This is a genomic window from Kribbella sp. NPDC051936, from assembly GCF_040680955.1.
Classification (GTDB): Bacteria; Actinomycetota; Actinomycetes; order Propionibacteriales; family Kribbellaceae; genus Kribbella.
In genome coordinates this window covers 304,320-317,158 of the sequence record NZ_JBFAXS010000005.1, presented here as the reverse complement: position 1 = coordinate 317,158, position 12,839 = coordinate 304,320, and the positions used below count along the sequence as shown (strand labels likewise).

Here is a 12,839-nt window from a genome sequence, read left to right as displayed (position 1 = left end):
CCGAGGCTCTGGTCGATGCTCTTGGCAACAGGTTGCTGAGAGCCCGCTGAGCGTTCACCGGCAGACGCTGCGGGCGACCGAGCCGTCGCACGGGGTGAGAAACGCCGAGGGGGCTACGTCTCGCGGGCCTCAGGACGTACTCTGCCTCTAGCAAGGGGTGGATGGGGCTGCAGGGGGGAACTGCATGATGCTGGATTTTTGCCTGCGCTCGGGGACGGGAAGCCGGTGACGCCGCTACGGCGGATCCTGGTCTGGATCTCTGGCGCGTCGGCCGGACTGGGGGCCGCGCTGGCGGCGACGATTCCGTTCGAGAGCGCCGAGCTGATCGACATCTCACGCCGTGGCGGTACGCCGGGGGCGCACCATGTCGCGGTGGATCTCGCCGACCCGGACTCGTGGCCGGTGGTCGACAAGGACTTCCGGCAGCGGGTCGAGGCCGGCGATCCGGAACTGGTGGTGTTCATCCACAACGCCGGGACGCTGACGCCGCTCGGCTCGGCGGATCATGTCGACACCGAGCAGTACACCCGTAACGTGCTGTTGAACTCCGCGGCCGCGCAGGTGCTCGGGCAGTCGTTCCTGAGCGCGCTGTCCGGGCGCGACTGCGAACAGCACCTGATCATGGTGTCGTCCGGTGCGGCGAGCAGACCGCACGAGGGCGAGTCCAGCTACTGCGCGGGCAAGGCCGCGATCGACCAATGGGTGCGCACGGTCGGGCTCGAGCAGCGGCGCCGACATCCCGGCTGCCGGGTCGTCTCCGTGTCACCCGGCTCGGTCGACACGGCAATGCAGGCCGAGCTGCGCGCGGCCAGTCCGTTCGAGGTCCCGGTGTCGAGCCGCTTCCGCGAGATGGAGGCCCTCGGCAAGCTCTCCAAACCCGAGACGGTGGCGCGGTCCATCTGGTCGCTGCTCGACCGTGACGTCGCCAGCGGCACCGTCCTGCACGTCCGCGACCTGACCTAGAGCGCGCCCCGCGCCGGCCGGTGGACCTGCGCCCGCATCGCGGCGTACAACTCGGTGAAGGTTTGCAGCAGGCTCGCGTACGTCGGCGCCGTCGCCGGGTCGGGCACCACGATGTGATCCGGTCTGGTCCAGTCGATGTCCGGTGCGACCGCGCCGATCCCGATCGCGGCTCATCCGGCAATTGTCCAGATGTACGGGACCCCGGCGGTGAGAGACACCTCCTCGCGACGCTCGCCGTGGCGGAGGACGACGGTGCCGTCCCGGTCGGCCGTCAGGACGGCGTGTGCCGCGTCCGCGGACCAGGTGAGGTCGACGCCGACGCCGCCGCGGGCGCGCAGACCGGTGATCGAGCCCTCCGGCCAGGCGTCCGGCAGCGCGGGGAAGATCTCGAGCTCGCCGGTGTGGCTCTGCAGCAGCATCTCCGCGATCCCGGCGGTCGCACCGAAGTTGCCGTCGATCTGGAACGGCGGGTGCGCGCAGAAGAGGTTCGGGTACAGGCCCGAGCCGTCCCCCACGTAGTCGGTGCCCGAATCGGAGGCCGGAGTCAGCAGCTCGCGGACCAGACGGTGGGCGGCCGCGCCGTCGCGGAGCCTTGCCCACAACGAGATCCGCCACGCCAGCGACCAGCCCGTGCTCTTGTCCCCGCGCAGCTCCAGGGTGCGGGCCGCGGCCCGAGCGAGTTCCGGCGTACCGTCCGGGGTGATCTGGTCGCCGGGGTGCAGGCCGATCAGATGAGACGTGTGGCGGTGCTGCGGCTCGGCCTCGGCGAAGTCCGCCAGCCACTCCTGCAGCTGGCCCCGGCTGCCGACCCGCGGGTCGGGGATGCGCTTGCGGGCGGCGGTCAGGTCGTCGACGAGGGGGTCGGCGAGCTCGAGCTCGGCCGCGGCCTGCAGGCAGCGGTCGAACAGGTCCGCGATCAGCGACAGGTCCATCGTCGCGGAGGTCGTGACCGAGGCGGGTTCGCCGTCGGCGGCGACGTACTCGTTCTCCGGCGAGGTCGACGGCGCGGTACCGAGCGTGCCGTCCGGGAGCTCGAACAGCCAGTCGAGACAGAACTCGGCGGCACCGCGCAACACCGGCCACGCGTCGCGGAGATACTCGCGGTCGCCGGTGAACGCGTAGTGGTCCCAGAGGTGACGGCACAGCCAGACGCCGGCCATCGGCCAGTTCGACCACTTCGGGTTGCCGTCGACGGGCGCGGTCCAGCACCAGGCGTCGGCGTTGTGATGCGCGGTCCAGCCCTTCGTGCCGTACAGCTCCTCGGCCGTACGGCGTCCTGCCTGGGCGAGGTTCGCCACGTACGTGAGCAGGGGCTCGTGGCACTCGGACAGGGACGTCGTCTCGGCCGGCCAGTAATTCATCTCGGTGTTGATGTTGACCGTGTAGTTGCTGCTCCACGGCGGCTGCAGATGCTCGTTCCAGATGCCCTGCAGGTTGGTCGGCAGGCCGCCCGGGCGGGAGCTGGAGATCATCAGGTAACGCCCGAAGTTGTAGATGAGCGCCGCCAGTCCCGGATCGTCGCCCGCGGTGATGAGCCGCCGGTCGGTGGTCAGCTCGACATCGGAGGGCAGCGTGAGCACCGAACGCCGGAAGAGCTCCTGGTAGTCAGCCACATGCTCGTCACGCAGGTCCTCCGCCTTGGCAAGCGCAGTTCGGGCTGTCGTGTCGGCGGCATCGCGGCACTCTTCGCGGGTGCGTGTCGGTGCAGTTGACGGTCCTTCATAGCCCGTGGCTGTGGCGAGTACGACGTACAGCTCGGTCGCTTCGCTGACGGTCAGCGCCTCGTCGGTCGCCGTGACGGATCCGTCGGTCTGCGCCCGCAGTACGACGGCCGCGCTCATGCCACGGTCGTCGCCGTCGGAGTACTGGATCGGGTCGGCGGCGTTGCCGTGCGGCGGGGCGACGGACGACGGGCAGGTCGCCAGCAGCGCCAGCCCGTTGTCACCGACCGCCTCCGTGGTCGAGCGGAGCTGAGAGGTAAGGCTGAGCGTCACTGTGAGCGGCTGCGATGCGCCCAGACGTAGGATCAATGCCTGCGCCGGTGCGCTGACGAACACTTCCTGCCAGACCTCGACGCCGCCGACCTCGTACTCGGCCCGTGCCACCGCGGTGTCCAGGTCGAGCCGCCGCCGGTAGGTCGCGACGGCACCTGACGGCCGGTAGTCCAGCAGCAGGTCGCCGAGCGGCATGTACGCCTGCGAGTGCCCGCTGTGGAAGCCGTGCGCGAGCTCCTCGGCCGTGCGGACGTCGCCGTGCGCCAGCGCGGCCCGGACCCGGTCGACCGCCGCCGCGCCGACCTCGCCGATCGGCGTCGACAACCGGCGGGTGGTCTCCGGGCTTCCCGACCACAGCGTCTCGTCGTTCAGCGCGATCCGGTCACGCTCGGCGCCGCCGAACCACATCGCCCCGATCCGGCCGTTGCCGAGCGGCAGCGCCGCGAGCCAGTCCGCCGCGGGAGCGTCGTACGTGAGCACCGTGGCGGCCGCAGTCATCCGATCTCTCATACGGCAGATCCTGCCCCGCGCACGACGCGCCGCGCGACCGGGGGTCCGGCAGGTGGTCAGGCGGCCTCGGCGAATTGGGTCGCGTAGAGGTCGGCGTACAGCCCGCCGCGGGCGAGCAGCTCGTCGTGGGTGCCGCGCTCCTGGATGCGGCCGTCGTCGAGGACGAGGATGACGTCGGCGTTGCGGATCGTCGACAGGCGGTGCGCGATGACGAGCGACGTCCGGCCGACCAGTGCGTTCGCGAGCGCGGTCTGGACGGCGGCCTCGGACTCGGAGTCGAGGTGCGCGGTGGCCTCGTCGAGGATCACGATCGACGGCGACTTGAGCAGCAGCCGGGCGATCGCCAGCCGCTGACGTTCGCCGCCGGACAACCGGTACCCGCGGTCGCCGACCACGGTGTCCAGACCGTCCGGAAGGCTGTCGACGAGGGCAGCGATCTGCGCCGCCCGGAGGGCCGCGTGCAGCTCGTCGTCGGTCGCGTCCGGGCGGGCCAGCTGCAGATTGGCGCGGATCGTGTCGTGGTACAGGTGCGAGTCCTGGGTGACCACCCCGATCGCCGCGCGCAGCGAGGTCTGCGTGACCTCCCGTACGTCGTGACCGCCGACCAGGACGGCGCCGCCGGTGGCGTCGTACATCCGGGAGACGAGCGAGGACAGGGTGGACTTGCCGGCGCCGGACGGGCCGACCACGGCGACCATCTGCCCCGGCTCGACGGTGAACGTGACGTCCTTCAGCACCTCGTCCCCGGTCTCGGCCGACAGCGTCGCGACCGACTCCAGCGAGGCGAGCGACACCTCTTCCGCGGACGGATAGTGGAACGACACGTGGTCGAACTCGATCGACGGCTCCGCGGTCGCCGGCAGCGTCTTCGCGTCCTTGCGATCGGCAACCATCGGCGGCAGGTCGAGGACCTCGAGCACCCGCTCGAAGCTGACCAGCGTGGTCATCACGTCGACCTGGATGTTAGACAGCGCGGTCAGCGGGCCGTAGAGCCGGTTCAGGTACGCCGTCAGCGCGACGACAGTCCCGATCCCGAGCATCCCTTCGACGGCGAAGACCCCGCCGACGCCGTACACGAGCGCCACCGCGAGCGCGGCGACCAGCGTCAGCGAGACGCGGAAGACACCGGCGTACATCGACGTGGTGACGCCGATGTCGCGGACCCGGGCGGCCTTCCCGGCGAAGTCCCGGGAGGCGTCCTCGGTCCGGCCGAACACCTTGGCGAGCACAGCGCCGGCGACGTTGAAGCGCTCGGTCATGGTCTGCGCCATGGTGGCGTTCAGCTTGTACGTCTCCGCTGTCGCCGCGCGCAGCTTCCCGGCGAGCAACCGGGCGGGAATGACGAACAGCGGCAGCACGACGAGCGCGAGCAGCGTGATCTGCCACGACATCACGAACATCGCAGCGAGCACCAGCGCGACGCTGAGCAGGTTGCTGACGACGTTGGACAGTGTGGAGGTGAACGCCTGCTGGGCACCGAGGACGTCGCCGTTCAGGCGCTGGATGAGCGCGCCGGTCTGGGTCCGGCTGAAGAACGCGACGGGCAGCTGCTGGACGTGGTCGAACACGGCGGTGCGGAGGTCGTAGACGAGGCCCTCGCCGATCCGCGCGGAGAACCAGCGCTCGGCGAGGGTGATCGCGCTGTTCGCGATTGCGAGCAATGCGACGACGAGAGCGAGCCAGACGACGACCTCGGCATGGCCCGGCACGATGCCGCGGTCGATGATCGCGCGGAACAGCAGCGGGGTGACCGCGCCGGTGCCGGCGTCGAACGCGACGAGGACGAGGAACACGGCCAGGTAGCCGCGGTACGGACGGGCGAACCCGAGGATCCGGCGGAGGGTGCCCGCCGACAACTTGTGATGCCGAACGGAGGAGTCCTTCAACAGCGAACGCATCGCACGCCCGCCGCCGGCTCCCCCGCCCGGAAAGCCGGAGATCTGCGACATGCAGTTCCTTCCAGTCAGGGACCAAGATATACTGAGGTTAACTCACTATGAGTCAACCTCACAACCACCTCGGTTTGTTCCCCTCCGGGGAAGAAGGGCCACTAGGCTCTGCTCATGCATGCGCCTGATGACGCGGCCGAACAGATCGCCGGCCTGCTGGACGGCATCGTCCGCCGCCAGCGCCGGGCGTCCCGGGAGGGGTTCGGCGAGAACGTCACGCACGCGCAGTTCCGCGTACTGCGGACGCTCGATCGTGCGGACCGGCTACTGCGGCTGAGCGAACTCGCAGCACAGCTCGGCATCGTGCCGCGGTCCGCGACGTCGGTCGTCGACGATCTCGAGGCAGCTGGCCTCGTCGCGCGACAGCCAGACCCACACGACCGCCGCGCCACTCTCGTCTATCTCACGCCCGACGGCCTGAAGATCCTCTCCACCCTCCGCGAGAAGCGCCGCGCCGTGATGGCCGACCAACTGGCGCGCCTGACCCCCGAGGAACAGCAAACCCTGGCAAACCTGCTCCAGCGCCTGGCCGACAACTAACCCTCCCCGCCCCCGCACCGTCCCCGCCCCACCGCCATTTCAGCGGTTAACCACGCACGATGCCCCTTCACCCCTCGCATGCGGGAGGTGAAGGGGCATCTTCAGGGGTTAACCACTCAAACGGGTTCGGTGGGGCCGCGGTGCGTGTCAGTTGCCGGCGGCAAGGGCTCGGGCGGTGGCCAGGTCGTAGAGGAAGGTGTTGACCGGGGTCGGGACGCCGGCGGCGTTGCCGAGGCGGACGACGGCTCCGGTCCAGGCGTCCAGTTCGGACGGGCGGCCGGCGATCAGGTCGCGCTGGAGTGACGTGGTGCCGTCGGCGGGGAGCTGGTCGATCCAGGCCAGCGTGCGCGGTACGACGTCGGCTGCGAGCCGGATGCCGCGGGCGAGCGCGACGTCGCGGATCTCGGTGATGGCCTCGGTGAGCAGCCGACGGGTGGCGGGGTGGGTGCGGAGCACGCCGTACGCGGCGCCGGTCGCCGTACCGAGGCCGCCACCCGGAACGACCGACAGGAACTTCGTCCACAGCGCCGCCCAGATGTCGTCCGGGACGTTCGCCTGCAGGCCCGCGCCGGCGACCGCGTCCCGCAGCCGGTCGGTCCGCGGCGTGACCTGGTTGTCCCACTCCCCGACGTTGAGCTTCCCGTTGCCGAGGTGCCGGACGACACCAGGACTCTCGACGTACGCGATCACCTCCGCGGCACCGGGCAGTACAGCGTCCCGCCCGTAGACGTCCGCGACCTGGCCGGGCGCCTCGACCCCGTTCTGCACGGTGACGATCGCGGTGTCCGCGCCCACCAGCGGCCGGATCGCGGCGATCGCTTCGGGCAGTTGCCACGTCTTCACACAGACCAGCACGTAGTCGACCGGACCGATCTGCGCCGGATCGCTCGTCGCCCGCACCGGCAGCCGCAGGTCACCGGCCGGGCTCAGCACCGCGAGCCCGTCGGCGTTCATCGCTTCCAGGTGCTTGCCCCGCGCGACGAACGCCACGTCCTGCCCGGCGGCGGCCAGCCGCGCGCCGAAATAACCGCCCACCCCGCCCGCGCCGACGATCCCGATCCTCACAGCCCACTCCCTCTGTCCGATTCAACTGGTAACCGTAGCGCGGTGGATTGAGAGGTTCGCGCAATCGACCGCGCCAGCCCCGTCCGGGCTGGTTGATTGTCGGCATGCGTACACCGACGACAACACCCGCGCAGGCGGCCGAGCTCATCCGGCGCGACCAGGACCTGCTGCTGAGCCGGACCGAAGGCTTGAGCGAGACCGAGCTGCGCGCGCCGTACGACGTGACCGCCGGGCCGCTCGGCGACTTCTGCGACTCGCTGCACGATCTGGTCGCGCACGTGCTGATGTGGGACGAGATCACCCTCGCCGTGCTGCGGGACGCCCGGGCCGCCCGGCTGCACTGGAGTCTCGATCCGCGCTGGGAGACCGCCGACAGCGGGCGCGCACTGAACCTCGGCGGCGTGGAGGCGGGCCGGCGGATCCCGTCCGAGCTCGTGCTGCACCGGTTCCGCAGCGTCGGCGCCGCGCTCGTCGACGAGATCTCGCAGTACGACGACGGCACCTGGACGGATCCGTCGACGGGCGCCGGGTTCGACGGCGGCATCGGCGCGCTGGCGGAGTACGTCTCGACCACACCGGACGGGATCCTGTTCGCGCACGCGGCCCGCCACCTGGCTATGGTGCGCGCATGATCCACGAGATCGTCGACAGCCCGCAGTACGGGCCCGAGACGGACGCCCTGCGGAAGCTGCTCGCCGACCAGCCGGATCATCCAGGACTCGATCCGTACCAGGCGCTGCTGCTCGATCGGGAGGAACTGCCCGACCCGGCCGTGGCCGGCGAACGTGACCCGCGGGTCGCCGTCGAGAACCTCGCGATCGAGTTGCCCGGCCGCACGCTCCAGGCCCGGCTCTACCGGGCGTCACCGCGGCCCCGGCCGGTCCTGCTCTGGCTGCACGGCGGCGGATTCGTCGGCGGGGACCTGCGGGACATCGAGTTCGCGGCCTCCGGGATCGCCGCCGCCGGCAACGCCACGGTGGTCTCACTCAACTATCGCCTCGCGCCCGAGAACCCTTGCCCAGCGGGGCTTCACGACGTCAGCGACACACTCGCCTGGATCCGCGCGAACGTGGACGGTGACGGACGAATCGCCGTCGGGGGCCAGAGCGCGGGCGGAGCACTGGCGGCCGGCGCGTGCCAGCTCGCCCGCGACGCGGGTGCGCCACTCCCCGACCGGCAGATCCTGTGCTACCCGGTCCTGGACCTGCATCCGGCCGCCGACTGGCACGAGTGGTACTTCGGAGCACGCGACGTCCCCGCGGGCGCCGTACCGCTGCAGGCCGCGACGCTCGCCGGGCTGCCGCCGACGCTGATGCTCGCGGCCGGGCGGGACTGGTTGCGCGACGACGCGCTCGCGTACGCCGGTCGTCTGGAGCAGGACGGCGTCCCGACGCGGCTGGTCGAGTACGCGGACACGATGCACGCGTTCCTGAACTTCCCGGCGGCGCTCTCCGCCGGGCGGCACGCGGTCGAGCTGATCGCGGCGGATCTGCGGGCCGCGCTCGGCTAGGGCCTTTCTGGGGCCTGGGTCCTAGTGGTCGGCGCGGTGGGTGAAGAACCGGGCCGGGTTGCCGGCGGCGCGCGGGTTCGACGCCAGCCAGGTGGTGAACGAGTCGGGATGGCGGCGTTCGAGCTCGTCCAGGTAGGCCCGCCGTACGTCGACCATCGCCTGCCGGTGGTCGGCACTCATCGCGCGCTGGAGCTGATTGAAACTGCGGCGCCAGGCCAGGCACAGCTCCTCGTCGCTCAACTCGCCGACGCTGCGCACCACGGCGGTCAGGTACTTCGGCATCGGCCACTGGGCGGTCGGGTCGGGGTTCGCGCGGACCGCCTTGAGCTGCCGACTCGATGCCTTGGGCAACCGGATGCGCCGGCGTGGCAGCGTCCGCGCCGGCCGCTCAGGGCGACCGGCGCGCAGCCATCCCACGACCGGGGGCGAGATCCCGACGATCAGCAGCAGCAGGACCGCGGTGGGCGCCCCGATCGCGGCGGCGTACCCGCAGACCGCGAGCAGGCAGAGTCCGCCGAGCACCGCGCCCCGCGGCACCACGTGCAGCAGGTCCGAGGACGGCAGGTCGCGGCCGAGGCCGATACTGAGAAAGATCGCTCCGGTGGTGAACGCGGCGACCACGAAGGCCGCGAGATTGGTCGCCGGTGACACGAACACCAGCGCGGCCAGCACTCCGATCACGGCCAGCACCACCACGGCTGCCCGCCAGATCCGCAGATATCGCAGCTCGGCATCCACCATGCTCACCCAGTGCCCCATCGCCCGGCCCTGCAACCGGAGTCCTCAGGCCAGTGTGACGCGTTTCAGGGCTGCAATGAAGGCTGCTGTGGCCGGCGGGTCGGGCGGTTCGCCGTACGTCGCGAGGAAGATGCGCCGGACGACCGGCAGCTCCGTCGAGCACACCCCGTCGGCGAGGTGGGAGCGCAGCGCCAGGCCGGGTGAGGTGGTGACGCCGAGCCCGGCCCGGACGAGGGCCTGCTTGACGATCACGTCGTCGCTGGTGAACGCGATCCGCGGCGTGAACCCGGCGTCGGCGCAGTGCTGCAGCAGCTCGCGGCGGCAGTTCTCGCAGCCGGCGATCCAGTCCGAGTCGCGATGGTCGGCGAGGGTCTCACCGGGGCGGCTGCTCAGCAGGTGGATCGGGTCGTCGCGCAGGTAGCTGTAGCGGATGCCGTCGTCCGGCTGCTCGTCGTCGTACCGGAACACGATCGCGAGGTCGATGTCCCCCGCCCGCAGCTGCCGTCCGGCGACCCGCGGGTGGGCGTCGGTGAGTTCCAGCCGGAGGTCCGGGTAGTCGCGGCGCAGCTCGGCCGCGGCCGGTGGCACGAGTTCGCTGAGTGCCGAGCTGAAGGCGCCGACCCGGACCCGGCCGGAGCGCAGGCCCACGAGCGCGGCGAGCTCGGCGTCGGCGGCGTCGACGCGGCCGACGATCTCGGCGGCACGGCGGGCGAGCACCTCCCCTTCCGGGGTGAGCCGGATCCCGCGGCCGGCCTTCTGCACCAGCTTCGCTCCCGTCGCGGCCTCCAGCCGGGCGAGGTGATGACTGACGGTGGGCTGCGTGTAGTGCAGCGCCGCGGCCGCCGCCGTGACCGAACCGTGCGCGGCAACCGCGGCCAGCACCCGCAGCCGGACCAGATCGAGCATGTATCGATGCTATCTATGCCTCTGCCGTCGGATTGGCATTGGACGCATGAATGGCCGCCGGGCGACGCTGGTGACCATGACCGGCACAGTGATCTGGCACATGACGATGTCCCTCGACGGCTTCATCGGGGACCGCGACGACAACCTCGGCTGGACCTCGCTCGCGGACGGCGGGCCGTCCGGTCTCGGCTCGGAGGTGATTGCCGGCTGTGGCGCGTTCCTGTGCGGCGGCAAGCGGGTCGAGGCGGTCGGCGAGAACCGTCCGTACGGCGGGGCGTGGCAGGGCCCGATCCTCGTCTACACGCGCAAGGCCCCGGCCACGAACCCGATCCCGGAGTTCACCTACGTGAGCGGCGACATCCGCGACGTGGTGGCGGAGGGGCTGCGCGCGGCCGCCGGCCGGAATCTCGTCGTCACCGGCGGCGCCGTTCCCCGCCTGGCACTGAACGCCGGCCTGGTCGACGAGATCGTCCTGCACGTCGTCCCCGTGCTGCTGGGCGAAGGCGTCCGCTTCTACGACAGCCCCGGCGTGCACCCGACCCGGCTGAAGCTCCGCACGGCCGAGAACCTGAACTTCCGGTTCGGGATCGTGAAGTGACGGGATCGTGAAGTGATGCAACCGGTTGCACTATCGTGGCCGCATGGCAACACGTACCGGGGTCACGATTCGCGAGGTCGCGATCGCCGCCGAGGTGTCGCGGTCGACGGTGTCGCGGGCCTTCACCCGGCCGCAACTGCTCAGCCCGGAGACCGTCGAGCACGTCCGCGCGGTCGCGGCCCGGCTCGGGTACGTCGGGAACCAGGCCGCGCGGGCGCTGTCGACCGGCCGGTTCGGGAACATCGCGGTCGTCGTACCGGACATTGCGAACCCGTTCTTCCCGCCGCTGGTGCGGAGCCTGCAACTCGCCGCCGAGACCGCCGACCTCGCGGTGTTCCTCGGCGACTCCGACGAGTCGGCGGAGCGGGAGGCCAAGCTGATCGCCCGGCTGGCGCCGCAGGTCGAGGGCTTCGTGCTCGCCTCGCCGCGGCTGTCCGAGGAGGTGATCCGCGGACTGGCCGCGACCCGTCCGGTCGTCCTGGTGAACCGCGACCTGGACGGCATCTCACGGGTGCTGATCGATTCGTCGGGCGGGATGACCGAGGCCGTGCTGCTGCTGAAGAAACTCGGCCACGAGCGGCTCGCGTACCTGGCCGGACCGCGTGACTCCTGGTCGGACCAGCAGCGCCGGGAGACGCTCACGCAGACGTCCGCGAAGGCGGGACTGACGGTCGAGATCATCGAGGTCGGGCGCCCGACCTACACGGCCGGGCGGGACTCGGTGTCGGCGCTCGTCCGGTCCGGGGCGACCGCGGCGATCGCGTTCGACGACGTGGTCTCGCAGGGAGTGCTGGCCGGGCTCGAGGTGCGCGGCCTCTCGGTGCCGGCGGACTTCAGCCTGGTCGGCTGTGACGACACCCTCGCCCCGCTCACCACGCCCGCACTGACCAGCGTGTCGGCCGGGGCGGCGACCGCCGGCACGGCGGCCGCGAAGCTGCTCGTCGACCTGCTGGAGGCCACCGAGCCGAGCGCCGGGTGCGTGACGATCGCGACGCACCTGGTCACCCGCGCGACGACCGCGCCGGCACCGAAACCCGCGCCGTGATGCGTTGACGTGCAACCGGTTGCATGCTGGAATCACGGATATGACGCGAATCGCGATCGCCGGCGCCGCCCACCCGCACGTGGCCTATGCGACCGCCGAGGTCGACCAGGTCGCCGCGTTCGAGCTGGTCGCGGTGGCGGACCCGTCCCGCGAGGCCGCCGAGCGCTGGGCTGCGCCGTACGACGCCAAGGTCTTCACCGACCACCGGCAGATGCTGCGCGACACCGAGCCTGACGTCGTTATGGTCGCCGGAATCTACGGCGACCGCGGCCAGGCAGTGGTCGACGCGCTCAACGCCGGCTGCCATGTGATCGCCGACAAACCGCTGTGTACGACGCTCGAGGACCTGGACGCGATCGCCGAGGCCGCGCGCCGCACCGGTCGGCACGTGACCCTGCTGCTCGAGAAGCGGTACTACCCCGTCACGCTCGCGGCCCTGGAGATCGCCGGCCGGCTCGGCACCATCCACGGCGTGACGTCGTCCGGCCCGCACAAGCTGAACCGCCCGACCCGTCCGGAGTGGTTCTTCGAGCGCGAGCGGTACGGCGGACTCCTGAACGACCTCGCCGTGCACGACATCGACGCCGCCCTGCTCTTCACCGGCCTGACCGCCGGAACCGTCAGCGGCACCGTCGTGGACAGCTCGTACGGCGTGGCGACGCTGAGCGGGCCGGGCGCGGTCATCACCGCCGGCGTCGACTGGATGAACCCGGCCGGCTCGCCGGTGCACGGCGACTACCGGATGAAGCTGGTCGGCACCGAAGGCACCGCGGAGCTCCTCTGGGCCCGCAACCGCCTGATCCTCACCACGACCGACCTGGCGCCGCACGACGTACCGCTGCCGGCCGGCTTCCGGCCCGCCGAGAAGCCGCTGCAGGCACTTGCCGCAGGCAACGAACCGGACATCACGACGGACCGGAGCCTGCTCGTCACGCGGATTGCCCTGCTGGCCCAGCGCTCGGCAGAAACAGATGGAAGCCCACTGGCCTGGACAGCTGACTAGCCATCGATCGGAGAGTTT

General features: G+C 71.2%; 12 protein-coding genes. 7 read left to right on the top strand and 5 right to left on the bottom strand.

Features of this window, described 5'->3' with window-relative positions; all coding sequences use genetic code 11:
• Window positions 1-198 precede the first annotated feature (198 nt).
• On the top strand, window positions 199-963 hold the full coding sequence (locus AB0L64_RS19165) for an SDR family NAD(P)-dependent oxidoreductase (RefSeq protein WP_363711694.1): 765 nt from the start codon (window positions 199-201) through the stop codon (window positions 961-963).
• A 170-nt stretch (window positions 964-1,133) separates the two neighbouring features.
• Here AB0L64_RS19165 and AB0L64_RS19160 read toward each other — a convergent pair whose 3' ends face one another.
• Window positions 1,134-3,467 (bottom strand): glycoside hydrolase family 95 protein, encoded by a 2,334-nt coding sequence (locus tag AB0L64_RS19160; RefSeq protein ID WP_363711692.1) that lies wholly within the window; start codon window positions 3,465-3,467, stop codon window positions 1,134-1,136.
• A 56-nt stretch (window positions 3,468-3,523) separates the two neighbouring features.
• Window positions 3,524-5,416: an ABC transporter ATP-binding protein gene (locus AB0L64_RS19155; protein WP_363711690.1), complete on the bottom strand. Its 1,893-nt coding sequence runs from the start codon at window positions 5,414-5,416 to the stop codon at window positions 3,524-3,526.
• Window positions 5,417-5,530: 114 nt separating this feature from the next.
• On the opposite strand from AB0L64_RS19155, the gene AB0L64_RS19150 reads away from it, so the two are divergent.
• Window positions 5,531-5,956, top strand: coding sequence for a MarR family transcriptional regulator (locus AB0L64_RS19150; protein WP_363711688.1), 426 nt, complete (start codon window positions 5,531-5,533; stop codon window positions 5,954-5,956).
• A gap of 147 nt (window positions 5,957-6,103) precedes the next feature.
• On the opposite strand, the gene AB0L64_RS19145 is transcribed toward AB0L64_RS19150, so the two are convergent.
• Complete coding sequence (locus tag AB0L64_RS19145; RefSeq protein WP_363711686.1) at window positions 6,104-7,021, bottom strand: 2-dehydropantoate 2-reductase; 918 nt, start codon at window positions 7,019-7,021, stop codon at window positions 6,104-6,106.
• Window positions 7,022-7,125: 104 nt separating this feature from the next.
• On the opposite strand from AB0L64_RS19145, the gene AB0L64_RS19140 reads away from it, so the two are divergent.
• Together AB0L64_RS19140 and AB0L64_RS19135 are read left to right on the top strand one after the other, a co-directional pair.
• Window positions 7,126-7,653, top strand: coding sequence for a DinB family protein (locus AB0L64_RS19140; RefSeq protein WP_363711684.1), 528 nt, complete (start codon window positions 7,126-7,128; stop codon window positions 7,651-7,653).
• Entirely contained in the window at window positions 7,650-8,531 is an 882-nt protein-coding gene (locus tag AB0L64_RS19135) for an alpha/beta hydrolase fold domain-containing protein (protein ID WP_363711682.1), read from the top strand. The genes AB0L64_RS19140 and AB0L64_RS19135 overlap by 4 nt, the downstream gene beginning before the upstream one ends.
• Before the next feature lie 21 nt (window positions 8,532-8,552).
• Here the strand turns inward: AB0L64_RS19135 and AB0L64_RS19130 are convergent, their stop codons facing one another.
• Both AB0L64_RS19130 and AB0L64_RS19125 read right to left on the bottom strand, forming a co-directional pair.
• The gene (locus AB0L64_RS19130; RefSeq protein ID WP_363711680.1) at window positions 8,553-9,278 is read right to left on the bottom strand and encodes a hypothetical protein; all 726 of its coding nucleotides are present in this window, start codon (window positions 9,276-9,278) and stop codon (window positions 8,553-8,555) included.
• 36 nt (window positions 9,279-9,314) lie between these two features.
• A complete protein-coding gene (locus tag AB0L64_RS19125; RefSeq protein ID WP_363711678.1) occupies window positions 9,315-10,175 on the bottom strand; it encodes a LysR family transcriptional regulator in 861 nt (286 codons plus the stop codon).
• Between the two features lie 76 nt (window positions 10,176-10,251).
• Between AB0L64_RS19125 and AB0L64_RS19120 the strand changes: the two genes are divergently transcribed.
• Genes AB0L64_RS19120 through AB0L64_RS19110 form a run of 3 tightly spaced genes read left to right on the top strand, consistent with a single transcriptional unit; the run spans window position 10,252 to window position 12,821 of the window.
• On the top strand, window positions 10,252-10,773 hold the full coding sequence (locus tag AB0L64_RS19120) for a dihydrofolate reductase family protein (protein WP_363711676.1): 522 nt from the start codon (window positions 10,252-10,254) through the stop codon (window positions 10,771-10,773).
• A 43-nt stretch (window positions 10,774-10,816) separates the two neighbouring features.
• Complete coding sequence (locus tag AB0L64_RS19115) at window positions 10,817-11,818, top strand: LacI family DNA-binding transcriptional regulator (RefSeq protein WP_363711674.1); 1,002 nt, start codon at window positions 10,817-10,819, stop codon at window positions 11,816-11,818.
• Between the two features lie 40 nt (window positions 11,819-11,858).
• Window positions 11,859-12,821 (top strand): Gfo/Idh/MocA family oxidoreductase, encoded by a 963-nt coding sequence (locus AB0L64_RS19110; RefSeq protein ID WP_363711673.1) that lies wholly within the window; start codon window positions 11,859-11,861, stop codon window positions 12,819-12,821.
• Window positions 12,822-12,839: the final 18 nt, after the last annotated feature.